The organism is Shewanella sp. SG44-2 (genome assembly GCF_014164215.1).
Lineage (GTDB): Bacteria > Pseudomonadota > Gammaproteobacteria > Enterobacterales > Shewanellaceae > Shewanella > Shewanella frigidimarina.
This window is the reverse complement of the sequence record NZ_JACJEU010000003.1, coordinates 101,972-125,281: the sequence shown is the minus strand read 5'-3', so window position 1 is coordinate 125,281 and position 23,310 is coordinate 101,972. Positions and strand designations below refer to the sequence as shown.

The following is a 23,310-nucleotide window of genomic DNA, read 5'->3' as shown; positions in this document are numbered from 1 at the left end:
TAATCATTAATGCACCAAAAAATTAGCTTTTGATGCGTTTGTGTAACTCTTGTAAAGACGTCACCTTAATACGATCATCTGCAGAATGCGCTAAACACGTCGCAAAAGCAGCATTTAATGTCGTAGTGTAATTCACTTTATAGCGCAATGCTCCACGACGGATCTGACGTGAGTCTTCAATTGCTTGACGACCTTCAGTGGTGTTAACAATGTAGGTATATTCACCATTTTTAATACGATCAAGAATGTGTGGACGACCTTCATGCACTTTGTTAACTAAGCGAGGATTAATCCCTGCTTCACCTAAAATAATCGCGGTACCATGAGTGGCATCAATTTCATAACCTAGCTCAATCAACTTAGAAGCTAAATCGGCAACACGTTTTTTATCACTGTTACGCACAGATAATAACGCACGGCCCGACTTAGGCACTTCAGATGTAGCACCAAGCTGTGCTTTGGCATAGGCTTCAGCAAAAGTATCACCCACGCCCATGACTTCACCGGTTGAGCGCATTTCTGGGCCTAATAGCGGGTCAACACCTGGGAACTTATTAAACGGTAAGACAACTTCTTTTACCGAGAAATAAGGTGGAATCACTTCTTTAGTAAAGTTTTGCGAAATTAAGCTTTGGCCAGCCATCACTCGAGCTGCAATTTTAGCTAATGGCACGCCTGTTGCTTTAGACACAAACGGTACTGTACGTGCGGCACGCGGGTTAACTTCAATCATATAGATTTCGTTATCTTTTACCGCAAACTGCACGTTCATTAAGCCAATTACGCCTAATTCAAAAGCCAGTTTAGACACTTGGTCACGCATTCTAGCCTGAATATCAGCACTCAAGGTGTAAGGTGGCAATGAACAGCCTGAGTCACCAGAGTGAACACCTGCTTGTTCGATGTGTTCCATAATGGCGCCAACCACCACAGTTTCACCGTCACAAACAGCATCGATATCCACTTCAATCGCATCATCTAAGAAGTGATCAAGTAATACTGGTGAAGCATTAGAGACTTTAACCGCTTCATTGAAGTAGCGTAGTAAATCTTGTTTGTCGTATACGATTTCCATCGCACGACCGCCTAATACATAAGATGGGCGAACAACCAACGGATAACCTATTTTTTCAGCTTCAATCACAGCACTTTCAACAGTTGTCACTGTCGCATTTTCTGGCTGCTTCATGTTCAAACGTTGAATCGCTTGCTGGAAACGTTCGCGGTCTTCTGCACGGTCAATCGCATCCGGGCTGGTACCAATAATCGGTACGCCTGCGGCTTCTAATTCTCGCGCGAGTTTAAGCGGAGTTTGACCACCGTATTGAACGATTACGCCTTTTGGTTTTTCGATACGCACGATTTCGAGTACGTCTTCTAGCGTTACAGGTTCGAAGTATAAGCGGTCAGATGTATCGTAGTCGGTTGATACCGTTTCAGGGTTACAGTTAACCATGATGGTTTCATAACCGTCTTCACGTAATGCTAATGCAGCATGGACACAGCAATAATCGAACTCAATACCTTGGCCAATGCGGTTAGGGCCGCCACCCAGAATCATGATTTTGTCACGGTTCGATGGGTTAGCTTCACACTCTTCTTCATACGTTGAGTACATGTAAGCTGTATCAGTTGAGAATTCAGCAGCACAAGTATCGACACGCTTATAAACCGGGTGAATTTCATGGCGTTGACGTAATTTACGAATTTCGCTTTCATTAACACCTAACACATCAGCTAAACGTGCATCAGAGAAACCTTTACGCTTTAATTGGCGTAAGTAGTTTTTCTCTAGGCCTGACATACCAAGTTCAGCAACTTTTGCTTCTTGTGTAATCAAATCTTCGATTTGAACCAAGAACCAATGGTCAATATTGGTTAATGTGAAGATATCATCACGGCTTAAACCAGCGCGGAACGCATCTGCAATGTACCAAATACGGTCACAACCAGGCTCTTTTAGTTCATGGCGAATACGTTGAATAGCTTCAGGAGATTGTAAATCGACAACTGAGTCAAAACCGTTACGTCCCACTTCAAGGCCGCGTAACGCTTTTTGCAATGACTCTTGGAAAGTTCGCCCAATGGCCATAACTTCACCGACAGACTTCATTTGAGTCGTTAGGCGGTCATTTGCTCCAGCAAACTTTTCAAAGTTAAAACGTGGGATTTTAGTCACAACGTAATCGATTGCAGGCTCGAACGATGCTGGTGTTTTACCGCCAGTAATGTCGTTACTTAGCTCATCTAAGGTATAACCTACAGCCAATTTAGCCGCAATTTTAGCAATCGGGAAACCGGTCGCTTTAGACGCTAAAGCAGATGAACGCGATACTCGTGGATTCATCTCAATAATAACCATACGGCCAGTATCAGGACAAATACCAAACTGTACGTTTGAACCACCTGTTTCAACACCAATTTCACGTAATACAGCTAAAGAAGCGTTACGCATTAATTGGTATTCTTTGTCAGTTAGCGTTTGCGCTGGCGCAACGGTAATTGAGTCACCGGTGTGAACACCCATTGGGTCAAAGTTTTCGATAGCACATACGATAATACAGTTATCGTTGCGGTCACGAACCACTTCCATTTCATATTCTTTCCAACCAATTAATGATTCATCAATCAATAATTCGTTAGTTGGCGACAAGTCTAAGCCTTGAGAACAAATCTCTTCAAACTCTTCTTTGTTGTAGGCAATACCACCGCCGCTGCCACCCATAGTGAAAGACGGACGAATGATACAGGGGAAGCCCACCATATCTAATACGCCATAAGCTTCATCCATGTTATGAGCAATACCCGCACGTGGGCAGTCTAAACCAATGGATTTCATCGCTTTGTCGAAACGACTACGGTCTTCAGCTTTATCAATCGCATCCGCTGTCGCACCAATCATTTCAACATTAAACTCTTTTAGTACGCCTTGTGCTTCAAGCTGAAGCGCGCAGTTCAGTGCAGTTTGCCCACCCATCGTCGGTAGAATTGCATCTGGACGCTCTTTGGCAATGATGTTGCGTACCACTTCCCAATGAATAGGCTCGATATAAGTTGCATCGGCCATTTCAGGGTCGGTCATAATTGTTGCTGGATTAGAGTTAACCAGAATAACGCGATAGCCTTCTTCACGAAGTGCTTTACAAGCTTGCGCACCTGAATAATCAAACTCACACGCCTGACCAATAACAATTGGACCGGCACCTAGGATAAGAATACTTTTTATATCTGTACGTTTTGGCATTGCTTCTGTCTTCTCCCAGATAACTACTTGGCGTGCTGACGGTATTGTTCAATTAGCTCGATGAAATGATCGAACAACGGTGCGGCATCGGTTGGCCCTGGGCTCGCTTCAGGGTGACCTTGGAAGCTAAATGCTGGCTTATCAGTTAGGTGAATACCTTGTAATGAACCATCAAATAACGACTTATGCGTGACCTTAATATTAGCTGGCAATGTGGTTTCATCTGCAGCAAAACCGTGGTTTTGACTGGTGATCATCACGTTGCCTTTTTCAATATTGCTCACTGGATGGTTTGCACCATGATGACCAAACTTCATTTTTAAGGTTTTCGCACCAGAGGCTAATGCAAGTAACTGGTGACCTAAACAGATACCAAATACTGGAATATCAGTCTTTAATATTTGTTGGATTGCAGTAATAGCATAATCACATGGTTCAGGGTCGCCAGGACCATTTGACAGAAAGACCCCATCAGGCTTCATGGCAAGTACGTCTGCTGCAGATGTTTGTGCAGGTACTACCGTCACATCACAACCACGGTCAACCAACATACGTAAAATATTACGTTTTACACCGTAATCGTACGCGACAACTTTATATTTAAGTTCCGCTGCTGGTGTTTCAGACGGTAAACCACCGACTAATTTCCAGCTACCGTTACGCCATGTATAAGCTTTATCGGTGGTCACTTCTTTGGCTAAATCCATGCCTTTTAGACCTGGAAACGCTTTCGCCGCTGCCAGAGCCTTCGCTTCATCTAGGTCACCAACCATAATACAACCGGCTTGGGCGCCTTTTTCACGCAAAATTCGAGTTAGTTTGCGGGTATCAATATCAGCAATGCCAACCACATTATTCGCTTTTAAATAATCGCTTAATGATTGTTGGTTGCGGAAATTACTCGCCATAAGCGGTAAGTCACGAATAATTAAGCCACATGCATGAACCGAATCCGATTCTGTGTCTTCATCATTAGTACCTGTGTTACCGATGTGAGGATAGGTTAATGTTACTATTTGGCGTGAATATGAAGGATCTGTAAGGATCTCTTGATAACCTGTCATTGAAGTATTAAATACCACTTCACCAACAGAGATACCGGCAGCACCAATTGCGGTGCCAGAGAATACTGATCCATCTTCGAGTACGAGTAAGGCAGACTGTGTCAACGCGACCTCCAGAAAAGAGCCAAGCCACTTAAAATTATGTGTTTTTATTTTGCACTAAAATACCAATTTTCGATAAATTACGAAATTTTGACAAATTCTAGCGATTGTATAAGAAATTCGTTTTTACGTCTATATTTTGTAGGATTGTTTTCAAAAAAAAACACCAATGAATGGTGTTTTTATTATCTAGTTCAATCCTAATACTTGCTGCATATCATACAGACCAGCATTTTGATCTGAGAGCCAAAAAGCCGCCCTCATCGCCCCATTAGCAAAGGTCATTCTACTCGATGCTTTATGAGTTATTTCCAAGCGTTCGCCTATGTCAGCGAACATAGCGGTGTGTTCACCGACAATGTCACCGGCACGAACCGTTGCAAAACCTATGGTATTAGGATCACGTTCACCAGTAATACCTTCACGCCCAAAGACCGCACATTGCTCTAAATCCCGACCTAATGTTTGGGCTATAATCTCACCCATTTTAAGCGCGGTACCTGAAGGAGCATCTTTTTTATGACGATGATGTGCTTCGATTATTTCGATATCGGTATAATCACCCATCACTTCTGTAGCCAGTGCGAGCAACTTCCACATAACGTTGACACCGACAGACATATTTGGTGCTAATACCACTGGCACTTGTTCTGAATAGGCCCCAATTTGCTCTTTTTGAGCATGGTTAAAACCTGTGGTACCGATGACGATGGCTTTATGATTTTTTGCGCACCAATCGAGATGAATAATGGAAGACTCAGGTGACGTAAAATCAATTAATACGTCAAAGTCATTAACCACTTTATCCAGTGAGTCGGTAATGGCAACATTCATCGCGCCAACACCTGCGAGCACACCTGCATCAATACCGATTAGACTTGAACCTGTACGTTCAATAGCTGCGCCAAGTATTATGACTTGTTGCTGTTTAGCAGATTCAATCAGTGTACGGCCCATACGGCCACTGGCACCAACTACAGCAATTCTCACTTTTGCAGTCATTTCATTCTCCCAGTGTTAACTAAAGGTAAACACACAAACAGCATATACAAAAACGCCTAAGTTAACTTAGGCGTTTTTAACAACTAGATAATTTCTAACAATTCAACTTCGAAGACCAAAGCCGAATAAGGCGGGATTGAAGCACCCGCGCCACGCTCACCGTAAGCCAAGTGATGTGGGACATATAATTTAAGCTTAGTGCCAACTGGCATTAACTGTAATGCTTCAGTCCAACCGGCGATAACGCCAGATACTGGGAACTCAGCAGGCTGGCCACGAGCAACAGAGCTATCGAACACATCACCACTAATGAAAGTACCATGGTAATGAGTACGTACAGTTGAATCATACGTTGGTGTTTCACCGTCGCCTTGAACAAGTACTTCGTATTGAAGACCAGACTCTGTGATCGTAATACCGTCACGCTTAGCGTTTTCAGCTAGGAATGTATCACCTTCAGCGGCAGCAGCTTCTGCAGCAGCTTCTTGTGCTTCTTGTAAACGACGACTAATTTCAGTAAATGCAACTTGAAGCTCTTCCATTGATACTGCGCTTTCTTTACCGGCAAATGCATCAGCAAGACCAGCTTGAACAGCAGGGATATCGATACCTTCAAAAGAGTTTGCTGCTAGTTGCTCGCCCATTTGACGACCTACACCGTAGCTAGCATGCTGTTCCATAGTGCTGAACAAATCTGACATAATAATTTTCTCTCAATAAACATAAAAAATTCGCACGAGAGTTTATCACAATAAACCCCGTAAATGTTGGCAAAAAACGCTATTTAACTTGAGCAATTTTACACTCAGTCAAAGACTGTTTTCTTGCCTGTGTATAAAGCGGCATCACTTGATTCTGTGCCGCTTGTAAGTCTTCAATTCGGTGACTGTGTGACGGGTGAGTCGATAACAGTTCAGGGCCTTGGGAGCCGCCCGCTTTAGCCATGTTTTGCCACAAATTAACACTTTGAGCCGGATTAAAACCTGCTTTGGCCATTAGCTCAAGACCAACAATATCAGCTTCAGACTCCTGGCTGCGTCCAAAAGGTAAAATAATACCCACTTTAGCCCCTAGCCCCAACCCAGCCATGTACAAATCTTTATTGGCAATACCCGATGCTCCTAATGCGGCATCCGCAGCTTGCATGCCAAGCCCCGTTAACTGAGCTCGAGAGACTTGCTCGTTACCATGCTGGGCTAATACGTGCGCCACTTCATGTCCCATAACCGTAGCCAACTGATCTTGATTCGTCGCCACATTAAGTAAACCGGTATAGACACCAATATGGCCGCCAGGTAGCGCAAACGCATTGACTTGGTCTGATTCAAACAATACGACATCCCATTGCTGTGATTGGTCGGTCAACACCGCAGTGATACGTTTGGCAACACAGTTCACATATTGAGTTTGCGCTTGGTTTTGACTTATTTTTTCGCTTTGCTTCATGGTCTCAAACGACTGAGCTCCCATTTGCTGCATCTGCGTATCAGAAAACAACAGGGTTTGCCCTCGACCTGTTGGCGATTGACTATTAACACAACCAACTAATAAAGCGGAAACAAGTAGGGTTAGCGCGAGAGGTTTCATGTTGTCATCCCTTAAAATTCATTTAGCCAAAAAGCTAATCCATCATTGATTTATTCTATACCAATCAACTGGACCAATGCATCACTTACGATGTTAAACATCAGTCAGCATTCATGTGTTTATTAACGTGTTGATTTACGTTTAGCGAAATCACTAATACTGCGTTTATTGGCGGTTCGACGATTGGCTTGTTTATCACGCGGCGCTCGCTTACTGTTTTCGCTAGTGGGTTTATCCGTTACCACAAAACCGGCTAATTCAACTAATGGTAATGCCTGTCCGGTTAACTCTCGAATAGCTTCTAAACTGAGTAATTCAGAGTGACCGACTAATGATAATGCCACGCCGCTTAACCCCGCCCGTGCGGTACGCCCAATACGATGAACATATACTGCTGCTTGGGCAGGCAAATCAACATTGATGACCACAGGCAATGCGTCAACATGAATACCGCGCGCAAGTACATCGGTTGCGACTAATACGGTCAGTTGTGCCGTTTTGAATTGCTCTAAGGTCTTACTTCGCAGCGCTTGTTCTTTATCGCCATGAAGCGCCGCAGCGTTAATACCCGCCTTAATTAACTTTTTACATAATGCATCAGCATCGTCTTTAGCATTTACAAACACCAATACTTGCGACCATTGATGTAAAGCAATTAAATGAGTCAGCGCCTTGGCCTTGCTGCCTTTATTGACATGATAAATAGTTTGGTCAATATCAGCCACGGTACTATTCAAAGCATGCGCTTCAATTCGCACGCATGATGCAGACTGAACTTTTTGAGCTAATGCGACCAAAGATTCGGGTAACGTCGCCGAAAATAATAACCGCTGGCCACTTGGCATTAATGCTATCAGCGCATTAATATCGGCGATAAATCCCATGTCCAGTAATCGGTCTGCTTCATCAAGAACCAAACTCTGCAGGTGTTCAAACTGAATAACACCTTGCTGAGCTAATGCGAGTAAGCGGCCCGGTGTAGCAACGACAATATTAACCGGTTGAGCTAAGCGCTCAATTTGAAGCTCTATTGCTTCCCCCCCAAAAAGTACCTCTACGCGTAAATGAAGCGATTGTGCTAGCGGCACTAAGTTTTGCGATACTTGTGATGCTAACTCTCTGGTCGGCACGATGATCACGGCAGACAAATGAGAAGTTGAGAGCTGACTAATGCGTTGCAATACTGGCAAACCGTAAGCATAGGTTTTACCGCTGCCGGTTTGAGCTAATGCCAATACATCTTGCCCCAGTAATATAGTAGGAATAGCCAGTTGTTGGATACGACTCGGCTTATTCACTGTCGGTGGCAATGCGGCTAATAAACTTGAATTGAGTGATAACGCTGAAAATGACATGTTAACGCCTAATGTTAATAGGATAAATTGACGATATTCGCCAATAAAAAAGGCTGCTTACCCAAAGTAAACAGCCTTTAACGAGGTCGCTAGATCATCGCGATTAACTGTTTAAATCCTGAAAGAACTTTTTAACGCCATCAAAGAAACCTTCAGCTTTAGGGCTGTGTTTTTTTGACTCGCCAGTTAATGTTGCTTCAAACTCACGCAATAACTCTTTTTGTTTTTCATTCAAGTTAACCGGTGTTTCCATCACCACTTTACACAGTAAGTCACCTACTGCATGGCTACGGACCGACTTAACCCCTTTGCCTCGTAGGCGGAACATGCGCCCAGTTTGGGTTTCTGTTGGGATTTTAAGGCTAACTTTACCGTCTAATGTCGGTACTTCAATCTCGCCGCCTAATGCTGCTTTACTGAATGAAATAGGTACTTCACAGTAAAGGTTATTGGCATCACGAGTAAAGATAGCGTGTTCACGCACACTAACTTGAACGTATAAATCACCTGGTGGAGCACCAAACTCGCCCGCTTCACCTTCGCCAGTAAGACGAATACGATCGCCTGTATCTACACCAGCAGGAATTTTAACTGATAAGGTTTTGCTTTTCTCAACCCGACCTTCGCCATGACACTTGCCGCAAGGATCTTTAATGATTTTACCGCGACCATGACAAGTAGGACACGCTTGCTGAACAGCAAAGAAACCTTGACGCATTTGCACTTGGCCTTGGCCATGACACGTACCACATGTGGTTGCAGATGTGCCTTTTTTAGCGCCGCTACCGTCACACAAATCACACGCTGCTAAAGTAGGAATTCGCAGTTCTTTGGTTAACCCGCGTACGGCTTCTTCTAAAGACAATTCAAGGTTGTATCGTAAATCACTACCGCGCGCAGCTTGGCGTTGACCACCACCACGGCGACCACCACCAAAAATATCACCGAATACATCACCAAAGATATCGCCAAAATCACCCTGGCCACCACCGTGCCCACCACGATTAGGGTCGACGCCAGCATGACCAAATTGATCATAAGCCGCTTTTTTGTCGCTGTCGGTTAAAATTTCGTACGCTTCTTTAATTTCTTTAAAGCTAGCTTCTGCGGCTTTGTCACCCGGATTACGGTCTGGGTGAAACTTCATCGCTAAGCGTTTGTACGCTTTTTTAATTTCGCGTTCACTGGTGTCACGTCCAACACCGAGAACTTCGTAATAATCACGCTTTGACATAGTGTTCTGTTTCTCGAAGGTGTGAGTAAATTGTTAAACTTAAATTATACAAACGGGCGTTTGAGGATACCCCCAACGCCCGCTTTAACGGTAACTAGCTGAAATTTCTAATTACTTTTTGTCGTCTTTAACTTCTTCGAACTCAGCATCAACAACATCATCAGCAGGCTTTTCTTGGCCAGCATCGTGTGCTTGACCTTCTGCTTCACCTTGAGCTTTAGCTTGAGCAATTTCCATTAACTTAGCAGACGCTTCGATTAACGCTTGAGTAGCTGTATCAATAGCTTCTTTATCTTTGCCTTTTATGGCAGTTTCTAAAGTTGCAATTGCCGCTTCAATCTTTTCTTTTTCGTCGCTAGCTAGTGCATCGCCAGCTTCTTCAACTTGTTTTTTAGTTGAATGAGCTAAACCATCTGCTTGATTACGCGCTTGAACTAACTCTTCAAATTTCGCATCTTCATCAGCATGAGCTTCTGCATCACGTACCATTTGTTCAACTTCTTCATCAGACAAACCTGAAGAAGCTTTGATAGTAATATTTTGTTTCTTACCTGTTTTCTTGTCTGTTGCAGACACATGTAAGATACCATCAGCATCAATGTCGAACATCACTTCAACCTGTGGTTGGCCACGTGGTGCTGGCTCAATACCTTCAAGGTTAAATTGACCTAATGACTTGTTGGCACTAGCTTGCTTACGCTCACCTTGAAGTACGTGAATTGTGACTGCACTTTGGTTGTCGTCAGCTGTTGAGAATACTTGCTGAGCTTTAGTCGGGATAGTGGTGTTCTTCTCGATAAGCTTGGTCATCACACTGCCCATGGTTTCAATACCAAGAGATAGTGGTGTAACGTCAAGTAGAAGTACGTCTTTCACTTCGCCAGAAAGTACGCCAGCCTGAATCGCCGCGCCAACTGCAACCGCTTCATCAGGGTTAACATCTTTACGAGGCTCTTTGCCGAAGAAGTTAGTTACTGCTTCTTGTACTTTAGGCATACGAGTCTGGCCACCAACAAGAATCACTTCATTGATATCAGATATTGATAAATCAGCATCAGCTAGTGCAACTTTAAGCGGCTCTAGAGTACGTTGAATTAAATCTTCAACTAATGACTCTAACTTAGCACGAGTAATTTTAACCACTAAATGCTTAGGACCTGATGCATCAGCAGTGATGTAAGGCAAGTTAACTTCAGTGTGGTTAGTGCTTGAAAGCTCGATTTTTGCTTTTTCAGCTGCTTCTTTCAAACGTTGCATTGCTAAAGGATCTCTACGAAGATCTAAGCCCTGGTCTTTTTTGAATTCATCAGCTAAATAGTTAATCATACGGTTATCAAAGTCTTCACCACCTAAGTGAGTATCACCATTGGTTGCTAGTACTTCAAATGTTTGGTCGCCATCGTTACTGTCGATTTCGATGATAGAAATATCGAATGTACCACCACCTAAATCGTATACAGCAACAATGTTGTCGCCTTGCTTCTTATCGATACCGTATGCAAGTGCAGCAGCAGTAGGTTCGTTGATAATACGCTTAACATCAAGACCTGCGATACGACCAGCATCTTTCGTTGCTTGACGTTGTGAATCGTTAAAGTAAGCAGGAACGGTAATAACCGCTTCAGTCACTTCTTCACCTAAAAAGTCTTCAGCAGTCTTTTTCATCTTTTTCAAGATTTCAGCTGAAACTTGTGGTGGTGCCATTTTATTACCACGTGATTCAACCCATGCATCACCATTATCAGCTCCGATAATTTTGAATGGCATGATGTTCACGTCACGTTGTACTTCGTCATCTTTAAAACGACGGCCGATTAAACGCTTAATGGCAAAGAATGTGTTTGTTGGGTTAGTTACAGCTTGACGCTTTGCTGGTTGGCCTACAATAATTTCATCATCGGTATAAGCGATAATTGATGGGGTTGTACGATCACCCTCTGCGTTTTCAATTACGCGTGCTTTGCCGCCATCAAGGACTGCTACACACGAGTTTGTTGTGCCTAAATCGATACCAATAATTTTGCCCATGGGGTCCTCCGAAATTGACGTTAGTCGTCACAAATATGTTATTTGATGTTGATATGGGGATGAACAACAAGTATTTCAAGCATTTTATTGCTTAACTTGAGATTCAAAATTTACCACTCATATCAGCCTTGATACCTATATTGGGACAACAAAGTGAATTACAAGGGTATAAGTAAATATTTATCATGTTTTATGGATTTTTTATACGAGGCATATTAGTAAGCTAAGGAGCTTCAGCTACACATAACAGCGATGGCTTAAGTAAGCGTAATGATGGTAAAACCAGCCGGAATCACGCAGCAACAAGGCATAGACCTGTGTTTTTTTTACTAAATGGCACCCATATTGCCGATGAATTAGATGGTATTAGCGCACTATAATCGTCGCTAATACCAATATTCAGCGTATTGTTCATTATTGTGTGAGTTTCGGCTATTAGATAGTGAACTACATCAGCAGCCATTATGGCAATTTAGCAACGGTACTATCGATTGAATTTGCACTATTGATTGCCGCTGAGTTTTGCGCTTGGCATTATCATTTGAGGAGTGGATTAAATCATCACAATTTAAATCGACATTTGTTTGTGAGCCACACTAACCAACTTGGCATTTCAGCAGTATTGCTCGTGTTTTGAATGTAACACTGCAACAGAAAAGTATTAAATAACGCTAATCATTTGATAAAAAATAGAACTAGAGCTATAAAAGTACAAAGGATATTCAAAAAAGTACTAAAAATTCAAATGATTGTGGAGGAACCAAGGCAATGGGACTGCCAAGATGGAATTTCAGTGATAACACCGAACGTAAGATACGCATTGTTACCTTAACTATTGTTATGGTGATTCTAGTTTATGAAAAGCTTTATGGCGTAAGCACCACACAATATCCAGCAATGTATTTGTGCGTATTTTCACTTATCGCTACTTTTATGACCAATGCCGTACAACGTCGATATTTCACTTATGTAATGGAATACGCGCAAGTATTTAGAATTGTAGCGATATTAATGACCTGTGCCTTTTTTGCGATATGGTTATTAACCACCTTTGAGCGTTTTACTGAGCTAGTAACGCCAAGTCACCTTATTTATAATTTATAACGCTCTGTTATTACCGAGCCTCCATACAAAAAGCAAAGGGCGCTAATGTGCGCCCTTCTTGTCATAAATAGAACAAAATGCATTATTGTCTGCAGGTGTAATCACCCCAAGCTAACCACTTGTAAGTGGTCAGGGCATCTAACGCCATTGGACCACGAGCATGCAATTTCTGAGTACTCACCGCCACTTCCGCGCCAAGACCAAACTGCGAACCATCAGTAAAACGAGTACTGGCATTCACATACACTGCAGCGGAATCAACTTGATTCATAAAGTCACTCGCGGTGTGAATGTTATCCGTTAAAATGGCTTCAGAATGGCCTGTAGAATAATGACGGATATGTTCCACGGCTTCGTCAATATCGTTAACCACTTTGATCCCTAACGTGAGCGATAACCACTCTGTTGAAAACGATTCATCATGTGCCGCTGTTACATCAAAACCTAAACCATCAAGATAAGGCAAAGTGGTTGCACAAGCATGGAAACGAACCCCAAGCGAGTGTAAATGTGATGCTATATTGGGAATAAACTCAGCGGCTACCTGTTGATGTATTAATAAGGTATCTAAAGCATTACACACAGTCGGACGTTGAACTTTAGCGTTAGCAATGACATCAATTGCCCGCACTAAATCAGCTTGTTTATCGACAAATAAATGACAGATGCCAATACCGCCTAAAATGACAGGAATGCTTGATTGCTCAGCACACAATCGCTGTAGGTTTTGTCCTCCACGAGGAATAATCATATCGACATATTTGTCGAGTCTTAGTAAACCGCTGACAAGGCTACGCTCTGGTGAATCAATGAGCTGCACGGCATCTTTAGGTAAATCTAGACTCACCAGTGCATCACGGATAATGTCGCTTAGCATTTTATTGGAGGTTAGGGTTTCTTTACCACCACGCAAAATCACTGCATTACCTGTCTTTAACGCTAACACGGCAATATCAACAGTGACATTTGGCCGAGCTTCATAAATAACCCCTACCACACCTAATGGGACACTGCGACGAGTTAAGCGTAAGCCGTTATCTAATACTCGACTATCAGCTTCCTTGCCGACAGGGTCTGCTAGTGCGATGACATTATCAATATCAGCTATAATCCCGCCTAGCCTCCCTTCGTCCAGCATCAACCTATCTATCATGGCTTCGGTTAAACCGCTTTGCTTCGCTGCAATAATATCTTGCGCATTCGCTTGTAAAATATCATTTTTCCGCTGCGCTAAGTGATCGGCAATCGTAGCTAACAACACGTTTTTTTGTTTCGCAGTTAAACTCGCTAAAATAAAACTTGCAGCCTTAGCACGTTGCCCTAATTGAGTTAAATATTCTGTTTCTGTGGCTAACATATGCTTATCCTTAATTATCAAGTACGACCATATCATTGCGATGAACCACGGCATCGCCGTAGTTATAGCCCAGTAGACTTTCTATATCATCAGAATGTTTACCGCTAATTTTGGTTAAATCATTGGCGCAATATCGGCTAATGCCTTTAGCCAAAATCTTACCCGTTTGATTCACAATTAGTAAGGTCGCACCGCGTTCAAAATTGCCTTCAACATCGACAATGCCTTTAGATAATAGGCTACGACCATTAGCAACAACGGCAACAGATGCTCCAGCATCTACAACTAATTTACCTTGTGAAGCTGGACCCGCAAGGATCCACTGCTTGCGACTTTCTAATGGATTTTCGATTGCGCTAAAATGAGTACCGACAGACTCCCTCGCCGCCACTTTGGCAATAACATCGGGGTGATGACCGGAAGCGATGACAACTTCTATGCCCGCTCGTCGAGCCACATCCGCCGCTTCAAGTTTAGTAGCCATTCCGCCCGTTCCAAGTCCAGACACTGAACCGCCTGCCAATAAACGCAAACTGTCGTCAATATTGACAACTTGTTTAATCAACTGTGCGTCGGGATGGGTACGTGGATCGGCATCAAATAAGCCTTTTTGGTCGGTCAGTAAGATAAGTAAATCAGCATCGCAAAGTAAGGCTGCGCGGGCAGATAAATTATCATTATCTCCCACTTTAATTTCATTGGTTGCCACTGCATCATTTTCGTTAATGATAGGGATAATATTGTGAGTTAATAATGCATTTAAGGTGTCGCGCGCATTAAGATAACGTTCACGATCTTGTAAATCAGCACGAGTTAACAATAACTGGCCAACATGTAATCCGTAAATACTGAACAATTGTGACCATGCCAAAATTAACTGACTTTGGCCTACCGCAGCAAGTAACTGTTTATTCGCCATAGTGTCGGGCAACACCGGATAATGTAAATGCTCCCGCCCAGCAGCTATCGCACCTGATGTACACAACACAACTTCTACACCAGAACGCATAAGCGAGGCCATTTGCCTGGCTAATTCAACCATATGTGCTTTATCAAGCTTTTTACTGCCCGATGTCAGCACGCTGGTGCCTAACTTAACTACTACGCGGCGATAACCCATTTGTCTTACTCAGCTTACAAAAAAATATTCAGTTCATTTTTATACCCAATTCACTCGATAATTCATAGTGAAAGCCGCTAATACTGGAATATTTGTCTAGATTAACTATTTTCAGGTTAATAAATGGTTATCAAACAGTCTCTAATCCTGCTAACTCAGTTTCATTAAGCTGAAATAGCTTGGCTATTGGCGCCTTATTTAGAAAAACAAAAAAGGGCTAATAGCCCTTTTTTGTATTGGCCTTAGCCAATTTATTAATTCACTGTACTCATGGACAGCTAATTAACCGTAAATAAACTTGGCAATAAACAATGCAGCCACCACTAAAATACCTGGATTTAAATCTTTAAAACGTCCAGTCATCAATTTGATCGCAGCATAAGAAATAAACCCAAGACCAATTGCATTGGCTATAGAGAAGGTTAACGGCATTAATAAACACGTCACAACAACGGGAGCTGCTTCAGTAATATCTTCCCAATCAACATTGACTAGACCAGACATCATTAGGATTGCGACATAAAACAAGGTACCTGTTGTGGCATATGCTGGCACCATACCGGCTAATGGCGACACAAATAACGCCGCTAAAAACAGTAATCCAACGACAACGGCAGTTAAACCTGTGCGACCACCTGCACTCACCCCTGCGATACTTTCAATATAGCTCGTGGTAGTTGATGTACCTAATGCAGCACCAGTAATAGTGGCGACACTGTCTGCGGTTAAGGCACGTTTTACTCGAGGTAAACGGCCTTTTTCATCAAGCAGTCCGCCACGTTGAGCAACAGCAACTAAGGTACCTGATGTGTCAAATAAATCGACAAATAAGAAAGCAAAAACCACCGACAACATGCTCACTTCTAATACACTAGACAAGTCCATCTTCATAAATGTCGGCGCGATAGACGGCGGCATAGAAATTAAACCTTGGTATTGCACATCACCAAATATCATTCCTAAAACTGTCACTATTAGAATGCTAAAAATAACGGCAGCCTTTAGACCACGATGAACCATGGCAATAATTAAGAAAAAACCTAATGCGGCCATCAAGGCTGGAAATGAGGTGATATCGCCCATAGTCACTAATGTTGCTGGGCTTGCCACAACAATACCGGCATTTTTCAAGCCTATTAAGGCTAAAAATAATCCAATACCAGCAGCAATACCAAAACGTAACGACATTGGAATACTATTAACTATCCACTCACGTATTTTGACTAAGGATAAAATTAAGAAGCACACACCTGACATAAAGACCGCGCCAAGTGCCGTTTCCCAGCTATACCCCATTTCGCCAACTACGGTGTAAGTAAAAAAGGCATTCAGCCCCATACCCGGAGCCAATGCTATCGGGTAATTAGCTAATAACCCCATCACTAAGCAACCTATGGCAGCTGCTAAACATGTGGCAACAAATACCGCACCATGATCCATCCCAGCATCTGCAAGCATCATAGGGTTAACAAAAATGATGTAAGCCATCGTTAAAAAAGTAGTCAGACCAGCCATAGCCTCTTGCTTAAGACTCGTGTTGTTCTGTTTAAGTTTAAATAGTTTTTCTAACATGGAACGGGGTTCCTTGGGCAAAGGTTAACATTGGATTAATAGTCAAATTACGATAAATGAGGATACGGTATGCCTTGTGCTACTGACCATACTCACAGAGTCGACATCTTTACAGAGGGCTTACTTTAATTGCGGGGAATTATAAATACTTACGACCTTGATAGCTATCAATAGCCTTTTTGTTGAAAGATTTCAGTTTTTTATATAGCGCACTAACCAATTAGCGACTAACCAATTAGCTTAAGTCTAACTAAAGCGAGCTAAATTTAAGACAAAAAAAAGCCTACTCAATAGAGTAGGCAGACATGTTACAAGCATCCCATATGGGGAAAGGAAAGCTAGCATCACTTAACGTGATGTGGCGATAAATTAATTAATTTACCACCTTGTCTAAAACCGTCAAACGAGACGAACAAAAGGTTGATGGATATTAAAACTACGTAAAGAGGGTCAATTCTTAACGTTTCATGGCGAATATACCGCCACGTAAAACTGTTACGTCGGCAAACCAAGTGTTCTGCCAATAAAATTTGCTGTTACCTGTATAAGACATAGTCGTGCTCCTGATTAAAGTAAAGTTGTATAAACCTAGTAAAGCTTGGCTCGGTTCCCTGGAACGTACATTTCTCAAATCCATTGAGACAACTTGTCACTCAGATCCTTGGAGGTTATATCCATCCTGGATTAACTAGAGCCGACAAACACATTGCTTGCCGACGAAATGAATTATACAAAACTGTAATTTAATTACAAGTATTATTTGCTTTAATTCACAAAAACTTCATTAAAAGTGATTTAATTACAATAATTTCGTATTAAAACTATGTATAACTATTGTTAACAGTATGTAAATGTAAAATTAAATGGAATAATAACAGCCACTTAATAACTAAAACACCTCTAATTTGAAAGCTGTAATAAAGCAACCAAAGGGCTTGCGGTTGGCTTTCCATACAAAGGATCGCCCTCAACAGCACTGCCTGCAATATCGATATGGGTAAATGCCAGTTCTGTTTCTGTTAATCCAGAGGCTTTTATCAAGAAAGCGGCAGGATATTGATGCCCACGAGCCGTAATTGAAGACGGACCATTATTCGATGACACCACATCTGCAGCGCCATTTTTATCGGCAACTTTATCAAAGTCTTCTGGACGTAATCGTGAAACCTCAAATGGTTCACCCCATAACTGACCCACTTCAGCGAGTGTTGCTGCAACCCCTTGCTTTTTAGCCGCGCTATTTTCAACTAATGCAGGGTAACCACCGTAGGCTCGCACAACATGACCGGTTAACGTCGCCACCGAAAATAATTGTGGATTCACTGCGGTTTGAGCCTGTATTCGCAAATGCGATAATAAGTCAGCCAATACTAAGCGACCTTCTGCATCAGTATTACCAATGCGGACTCGCACACCTGCGTGGCTAGTAATGATCTCATCGGTGACAAATGCATCACTGCCAATACTGTTTCTTACTAATCCGAGTTCAGCAATGACTTTAATACCTTTAGGTTTCAGTATTGATAGTGCTTTCATTAAACCGGCAACTGCTGCCGCACCACCTTTATCACGGCTCATTCCAGCCATAGAACCTGCAACTTTAATATCAGCGCCGCCTGTGTCGTAAACCACACCTTTGCCAGCAAAGAATAAGGTTTTTGTAATAGGGCCTTCACCAACATATTCAAGCTTTACCACTCGAGGATGATGACGTGCAACATCAAAAGAGCTTCTGCCCACTGCACAGAGTAATGGGTATTGCGCTTTTAACTGCTCGACTTGCTCAACCACAGATACAGCCAAATCGCTATCAGCAAAAGCATCAACACAATATTGTGCAAACCCAATAGCCGACATACGCTCAGGTTCTGTACCACAAAGATCGCGCGCCAATACTCGTCCAGATTCTGCCGCATTAAGTAATAAACTATGGGTGGCAGTATTCAATAATCCAATCGCGGTTAAACTCGGTTGTAAAGACTTTGCTTCTCGCGCCTCTAACGGTTGCCAAAGCTCTTGTCCACACGCCAGTGCGGCAACTTGTTCTGCATTAGCAAAGCGATTGTCAGTTACCCTTGGAACAACTAGTAAAGGTTTAGTGGCACCTGCGGCTTTAGCAATGGCAATACCTTCTCGAGCGGCTTTGGCAAAAATCCTGACATCGCTATACTCATTGTCGCTATCTGTCACTGGGGAGATAATCAAACGACCACCGGCTAACCCTGGCGCAAAAAGGAGCGTGGCACTTTTACCGACACGGAAATCTATTTGACTAGCGTGTGCAGCAAGCAAACTCACTTCATCTTGTTTGATCTCAGCTAAACTCGTCGCTATCACAACAACAGCGTCCCAACCTTCGCCTTCAAAAATAGCCTCATCACCTGTGACATCAATAATTGGCACTTGGAACGCGGTAACCGCTTTATTCACTTGGGTCATACAAGATCCTTACTCTTTAGGAATATAGATAAATTAGTGGGTTCATAATTATTTACAGATTTGTGGACTAAACCTTGGCAAATCGCTATCGCAATATCAAGTAACTGCGCAGAATATGTTAAAATAGTCGCAGTTATATTTTGTGTCGTATATCGACTTGATTTCATCTTAGAGGGCGTTTCGTGACTGCATTAACTCAATTATATCCTCAGCCTCTATGGCAATGGTTTGAACAAATTTGCGCTATTCCACATCCATCAAAGCATGAACATGCGTTATCACAACATATTCAGCAATGGGCAAAAGCTCAAGGCCTTGCGGTTGTTGAAGACAAAGTGGGTAATTTAATCATCCGTAAGCCTGCTACAGCAGGAATGGAAAACTGCAAAATAGTGGTGTTACAAGCACACATTGATATGGTGCCGCAAAAAAATGCCGACAAAGTACATAATTTTGAAACCGATCCGATTGAAGCCTATGTTGACGGTGATTGGGTTAAAGCTAGAGGAACAACCTTAGGTTCTGATAACGGTATTGGTATGTCTTCGGCGTTGGCCGTTTTAGGCAGTAAAGACATTAAGCACGGGCCACTCGAAGTGCTGCTCACCATTGATGAAGAAGCCGGCATGACTGGCGCTTTTGGTTTAGAAGCCGGTTACCTTGATGCTGAAATTTTAATTAATACTGATTCAGAGCAAGAAGGTGAAATCTACATGGGTTGCGCCGGCGGTGTTGATGCACAAATAAGTGTACCAATGTCTTGGCAAGCACCAGAACAAAGCAACGCCAGCTTTTCACTGACTATGTCGGGTTTAAAAGGCGGCCATTCTGGTGTCAATATTCATCTTGGTCGTGGTAACGCTAACAAGTTATTAGCGCGATTTTTATTTAAATACAGTGACGAATTAGCCTTAGAGCTAGTCAGCTTTAGTGGTGGTTCGCTGCGTAATGCGATTCCGCGTGAAGCTAACGTTCAATTGATGTTGCCAGCTGAAAATGTTGAAGCATTAAAACAAGCTATTGAGTCATTTCAAGCGTTAGTGCGTGAAGAGTTAGCCATAGCTGATCCTGCCATGTTACTCACGTTAGCCGCAATTGATGCACCAACAAAAGTGATGGACGAAGAAGCGCAAAATACCTTAATCGACTTATTACATGCTAGCCCTAACGGTGTTATCCGCATGAGCGATGAAGTAGAAGGCGTCACTGAAACATCATTAAATATCGGCGTGATCAGCACTGAAGATGAAAGCGTAGAAATATTATGCCTTATTCGTTCATTAATCGATTCGGGACGTGAAGAAGTCACTGGTATGCTAACCGCACTATCAAATCTATCGGGTGCGAGCATTGATTTAAGCGGTGCTTATCCAGGTTGGAAACCAGACACTAGCTCACCTGTTATGGCAATTGTGCGTGACACCTATAACGATATTTATAAAAAAGATCCTACCGTGATGGTTATTCATGCAGGTCTTGAATGTGGTTTATTTAAAGAACCTTATCCGCACATGGATATGGTATCGATTGGTCCGACGATTCGTTATCCGCACAGCCCAGATGAAATGGTCAACATCACCACGGTTGGTCAATATTGGGAATTACTGCTTGCTGTATTAGAGCGTATCCCAGCTAAAGAGGCGTAATCAGTAAAGTGATTGTGGCTATGGTTATAATTGGCTGATAAGCCATATAAGAAAGGCGACAGCAATGTCGCCTTTTTGCTCTGTATGGTTTCCGTTATAAAATGGGCGCCTAAAATTGTAAATCGAGTTGAGTAATTTGATCGACACTACTCTCGGAAGGAGCCAACGTCACATCCGCTAGGCCAACGCTCACACCGACTAATCGAATCCCTCGCCCTTGGCTTCGTTGTAATGCTTGCAGCAATAACTCATGAAACAGGTTAATCGAAATCTCATCACTGCGATGCTCGATGGTGGTCTGCTTAAAATCATTAAATTTCAGTTTCACAACCTGCTTATGGATCTGTCGGTCTTTTGCACTGCGACGAACCCGAGTACTCAGCTCTTGAATAAGCTGCGGTAATACCTGATGACATTGCTCTAACGTAAAAATGTCTTTGGCTAATGTCGTTTCAACCCCGACAGACTTACGCACTCGATGCGGGCTGATTTGTCTTGAATCGATCCCTTGAGCACGCTCAGCCAACACATGGCCAAACTTACCAAAGGCCTCAATTAATTGCACTTTAGGGTATTGCTGCACATCATAACAAGTGGTTAAGCCAATATCGGCTAACTTTTTTGAAGTGACTTTACCAACGCCAGGAATTTTACTCAGCGGTAGGTCTTTTACAAAATCAGCAATTTGATTTGGAGTGATAACATATTGTCCATTCGGCTTATTTAAATCGGATGCAATTTTGGCTAAAAACTTAATGGGTGCTATACCAGCTGAAGCCGTTAATCCGGTAACCTCAAAAATCTCATCTCGTATCGCCTTGGCAATTAATGTCGCACTGCCTTGGTGAGCATCGCAATCAGTCACATCAAGATACGCTTCGTCCAAAGACAAAGGCTCAACAAGATCAGTGTATCGATGAAAAATCTCACGTATTTGCAGTGACACCGATTTATACACTTCCATCCGCCCTGGTACTAAAATCAATTGCGGACACAACTGCAACGCATGATAACTGGACATAGCACTACGCACCCCAAATTTGCGGGCCTCATAGCTGCAGGTACTTATCACACCTCGGCGGTCACTTCTGCCGCCAACAGCAATGGGTTTTCCTCGTAGTTCAGGAAAATCGCGCATTTCTACCGCGGCAAAATAACAATCCATATCGATGTGAATGATTTTACGCATTCTATAACCATCATCATTATCTTAATTGAAACAATGATACTGTATATAAAAACAGTATTCAATCATTGCTTATTATTAATATAATGAATAAATGTGACTCAAGATATTTTTAAATGTAAAAAGCTAGCTTCAAGCCATCCTAAAACGCAATAAAATATTATTCTGAAAAAAGCTAAAACATCTAGCAAATTATTCAATTTATAAATTGATTGTAGACAACATTCTTATGACTTCAATTCGATTTATTGAGTCATTCTTTCTTTTCAAAAACAGTACAAAATCATAAGCATTTAACCGTAATTGACTATCTAGCAGTTGAGGGTCACTGCCTTTGCTCAGTAAGTATTCAACTAATTTTTTATCATTGAGTAAGATTGCGGCATGAAGAGGCGGTAGTCCATCAATCTTACTTTTAGTATTAACGGAGGCACCATTGTCGATAAATTTATCTAAATAAACATATCTTTTTTTCTGATTAGAAATGCCAAATAAAAATGCTATGCCACCTACAGACTGAAGATCATCTAAGTCTTGTTTCGTTAATCTAAAATTAAACAAATAAAATTCACAGAACGAATTTGGTATGTAATGCGTATTATCTTCGACACTGCATAATACAACATCTTCAACACGGCTATTTTCAAGAGAATAAATAGCACCTAATGAATACATAATAATAATAGTAAAAGCGCATCCAATTAGTAACTTAAGTTTCATTTTAACTCCATATAACTTTGTTATTTAGGTTAAAAGCTAAAACACCAAAATGTCGACTGTTTGTTTTTGCTATTCCATTTAAATACAACACTAAAACACGACCGAAGCTGTATGATAGTTGCTCTCTCACTCTGTCATAGATTTTTATTTGCATTAAGTCTTTAGCTGTTGCATGACTAAACCAATGTTTTGCAGCGCTGCGCCCAAATTTTATTATGACTTTTTTAGCACCATCTTGAGGATTCATTGTTGATCGAAATAAAGAGTCGATAAATCCCATCGCATAAGATGCATCGACAGCCTCAACTAACAAGCCTTGAGCAAACTCACGAACTTCATCAGTAATATCTAACTCATCAATAATCGAATGTTGACTCGAAAATATGAACTTTAAAATAATTATAGTTTCATCATTATCAAATATGAGTTGACTACTTTTGAAGTTTTTAAGGTGTACATTTCTATTCATTTCCATTTCCATTTCCATTTCCATTTCCATATAGTTTAAAATACGTCCTATTAAAAACTAAATATATCAATTTAATTAGAA

The 23,310-nt window shown here is 42.0% G+C and carries 17 protein-coding genes; 2 read left to right on the top strand and 15 right to left on the bottom strand.

Annotation, left to right across the window (positions count from 1 at the left end; genetic code table 11):
* Window positions 1-22: 22 nt before the first annotated feature.
* The 8 genes from carB to dnaK form a co-directional block, all read right to left on the bottom strand.
* Window positions 23-3,244: a carbamoyl-phosphate synthase large subunit gene (gene carB, locus H5181_RS03385; RefSeq protein WP_011636450.1), complete on the bottom strand. Its 3,222-nt coding sequence runs from the start codon at window positions 3,242-3,244 to the stop codon at window positions 23-25.
* Between the two features lie 23 nt (window positions 3,245-3,267).
* Complete coding sequence (gene carA / locus H5181_RS03380; RefSeq protein ID WP_123883885.1) at window positions 3,268-4,425, bottom strand: glutamine-hydrolyzing carbamoyl-phosphate synthase small subunit; 1,158 nt, start codon at window positions 4,423-4,425, stop codon at window positions 3,268-3,270.
* Window positions 4,426-4,599: 174 nt separating this feature from the next.
* A complete protein-coding gene (gene dapB / locus H5181_RS03375; protein WP_182750231.1) occupies window positions 4,600-5,412 on the bottom strand; it encodes a 4-hydroxy-tetrahydrodipicolinate reductase in 813 nt (270 codons plus the stop codon).
* 83 nt (window positions 5,413-5,495) lie between these two features.
* Window positions 5,496-6,113: an FKBP-type peptidyl-prolyl cis-trans isomerase gene (locus H5181_RS03370; RefSeq protein WP_101085769.1), complete on the bottom strand. Its 618-nt coding sequence runs from the start codon at window positions 6,111-6,113 to the stop codon at window positions 5,496-5,498.
* 79 nt (window positions 6,114-6,192) lie between these two features.
* Window positions 6,193-6,999 (bottom strand): M48 family metallopeptidase, encoded by an 807-nt coding sequence (locus H5181_RS03365; RefSeq protein ID WP_182750230.1) that lies wholly within the window; start codon window positions 6,997-6,999, stop codon window positions 6,193-6,195.
* 122 nt (window positions 7,000-7,121) lie between these two features.
* On the bottom strand, window positions 7,122-8,354 hold the full coding sequence (locus H5181_RS03360) for a DEAD/DEAH box helicase (RefSeq protein WP_182750229.1): 1,233 nt from the start codon (window positions 8,352-8,354) through the stop codon (window positions 7,122-7,124).
* A 103-nt stretch (window positions 8,355-8,457) separates the two neighbouring features.
* Complete coding sequence (dnaJ, locus tag H5181_RS03355) at window positions 8,458-9,588, bottom strand: molecular chaperone DnaJ (RefSeq protein ID WP_011636444.1); 1,131 nt, start codon at window positions 9,586-9,588, stop codon at window positions 8,458-8,460.
* A gap of 111 nt (window positions 9,589-9,699) precedes the next feature.
* Complete coding sequence (gene dnaK / locus H5181_RS03350; protein WP_011636443.1) at window positions 9,700-11,616, bottom strand: molecular chaperone DnaK; 1,917 nt, start codon at window positions 11,614-11,616, stop codon at window positions 9,700-9,702.
* Between the two features lie 768 nt (window positions 11,617-12,384).
* Between dnaK and H5181_RS03345 the strand changes: the two genes are divergently transcribed.
* On the top strand, window positions 12,385-12,720 hold the full coding sequence (locus H5181_RS03345; RefSeq protein ID WP_182750228.1) for a hypothetical protein: 336 nt from the start codon (window positions 12,385-12,387) through the stop codon (window positions 12,718-12,720).
* A gap of 82 nt (window positions 12,721-12,802) precedes the next feature.
* On the opposite strand, the gene H5181_RS03340 is transcribed toward H5181_RS03345, so the two are convergent.
* The 4 genes from H5181_RS03340 to H5181_RS03325 all read right to left on the bottom strand — a co-directional run bounded on the left by H5181_RS03340 (window position 12,803) and on the right by H5181_RS03325 (window position 19,208).
* Window positions 12,803-14,077, bottom strand: a complete 1,275-nt coding sequence (locus tag H5181_RS03340; protein ID WP_182750227.1) for a glutamate-5-semialdehyde dehydrogenase — start codon at window positions 14,075-14,077, stop codon at window positions 12,803-12,805.
* A gap of 10 nt (window positions 14,078-14,087) precedes the next feature.
* The gene (gene proB, locus H5181_RS03335) at window positions 14,088-15,197 is read right to left on the bottom strand and encodes a glutamate 5-kinase (RefSeq protein WP_182750226.1); all 1,110 of its coding nucleotides are present in this window, start codon (window positions 15,195-15,197) and stop codon (window positions 14,088-14,090) included.
* A 282-nt stretch (window positions 15,198-15,479) separates the two neighbouring features.
* A complete protein-coding gene (locus H5181_RS03330) occupies window positions 15,480-16,769 on the bottom strand; it encodes an NCS2 family permease (RefSeq protein WP_011636439.1) in 1,290 nt (429 codons plus the stop codon).
* Window positions 16,770-17,669: 900 nt separating this feature from the next.
* The gene (locus tag H5181_RS03325) at window positions 17,670-19,208 is read right to left on the bottom strand and encodes a leucyl aminopeptidase family protein (RefSeq protein ID WP_182750225.1); all 1,539 of its coding nucleotides are present in this window, start codon (window positions 19,206-19,208) and stop codon (window positions 17,670-17,672) included.
* 182 nt (window positions 19,209-19,390) lie between these two features.
* Here H5181_RS03325 and H5181_RS03320 point away from each other — a divergent pair, with 182 nt between their 5' ends.
* Complete coding sequence (locus H5181_RS03320) at window positions 19,391-20,854, top strand: aminoacyl-histidine dipeptidase (protein WP_182750224.1); 1,464 nt, start codon at window positions 19,391-19,393, stop codon at window positions 20,852-20,854.
* Between the two features lie 109 nt (window positions 20,855-20,963).
* On the opposite strand, the gene dinB is transcribed toward H5181_RS03320, so the two are convergent.
* The 3 genes from dinB to H5181_RS03305 form a co-directional block, all read right to left on the bottom strand.
* Entirely contained in the window at window positions 20,964-22,043 is a 1,080-nt protein-coding gene (gene dinB, locus H5181_RS03315; RefSeq protein ID WP_182750223.1) for a DNA polymerase IV, read from the bottom strand.
* Between the two features lie 198 nt (window positions 22,044-22,241).
* The gene (locus H5181_RS03310) at window positions 22,242-22,760 is read right to left on the bottom strand and encodes an ankyrin repeat domain-containing protein (protein ID WP_182750222.1); all 519 of its coding nucleotides are present in this window, start codon (window positions 22,758-22,760) and stop codon (window positions 22,242-22,244) included.
* Window position 22,761: 1 nt separating this feature from the next.
* A complete protein-coding gene (locus tag H5181_RS03305) occupies window positions 22,762-23,247 on the bottom strand; it encodes a hypothetical protein (protein ID WP_259396929.1) in 486 nt (161 codons plus the stop codon).
* Between the last annotated feature and the right edge of the window lie 63 nt (window positions 23,248-23,310).

Excerpts from the sequence above, each read along its gene's own strand:
- H5181_RS03305 (WP_259396929.1), bottom strand. The coding sequence starts at position 23,247 with ATGGAAATGGAAATGGAAATGAATAGAAATGTACACCTTAAAAACTTC.
- H5181_RS03340 (WP_182750227.1), bottom strand. The coding sequence starts at position 14,077 with ATGTTAGCCACAGAAACAGAATATTTAACTCAATTAGGGCAACGTGCT.
- carB (WP_011636450.1), bottom strand. The coding sequence starts at position 3,244 with ATGCCAAAACGTACAGATATAAAAAGTATTCTTATCCTAGGTGCCGGT.
- H5181_RS03370 (WP_101085769.1), bottom strand. The coding sequence starts at position 6,113 with ATGTCAGATTTGTTCAGCACTATGGAACAGCATGCTAGCTACGGTGTA.
- H5181_RS03360 (WP_182750229.1), bottom strand. The coding sequence starts at position 8,354 with ATGTCATTTTCAGCGTTATCACTCAATTCAAGTTTATTAGCCGCATTG.
- H5181_RS03310 (WP_182750222.1), bottom strand. The coding sequence starts at position 22,760 with ATGAAACTTAAGTTACTAATTGGATGCGCTTTTACTATTATTATTATG.
- dnaJ (WP_011636444.1), bottom strand. The coding sequence starts at position 9,588 with ATGTCAAAGCGTGATTATTACGAAGTTCTCGGTGTTGGACGTGACACC.
- H5181_RS03325 (WP_182750225.1), bottom strand. The coding sequence starts at position 19,208 with ATGACCCAAGTGAATAAAGCGGTTACCGCGTTCCAAGTGCCAATTATT.
- H5181_RS03330 (WP_011636439.1), bottom strand. The coding sequence starts at position 16,769 with ATGTTAGAAAAACTATTTAAACTTAAACAGAACAACACGAGTCTTAAG.
- H5181_RS03365 (WP_182750230.1), bottom strand. The coding sequence starts at position 6,999 with ATGAAACCTCTCGCGCTAACCCTACTTGTTTCCGCTTTATTAGTTGGT.
- dnaK (WP_011636443.1), bottom strand. The coding sequence starts at position 11,616 with ATGGGCAAAATTATTGGTATCGATTTAGGCACAACAAACTCGTGTGTA.
- dinB (WP_182750223.1), bottom strand. The coding sequence starts at position 22,043 with ATGCGTAAAATCATTCACATCGATATGGATTGTTATTTTGCCGCGGTA.
- dapB (WP_182750231.1), bottom strand. The coding sequence starts at position 5,412 with ATGACTGCAAAAGTGAGAATTGCTGTAGTTGGTGCCAGTGGCCGTATG.
- H5181_RS03345 (WP_182750228.1), top strand. The coding sequence starts at position 12,385 with ATGGGACTGCCAAGATGGAATTTCAGTGATAACACCGAACGTAAGATA.
- proB (WP_182750226.1), bottom strand. The coding sequence starts at position 15,197 with ATGGGTTATCGCCGCGTAGTAGTTAAGTTAGGCACCAGCGTGCTGACA.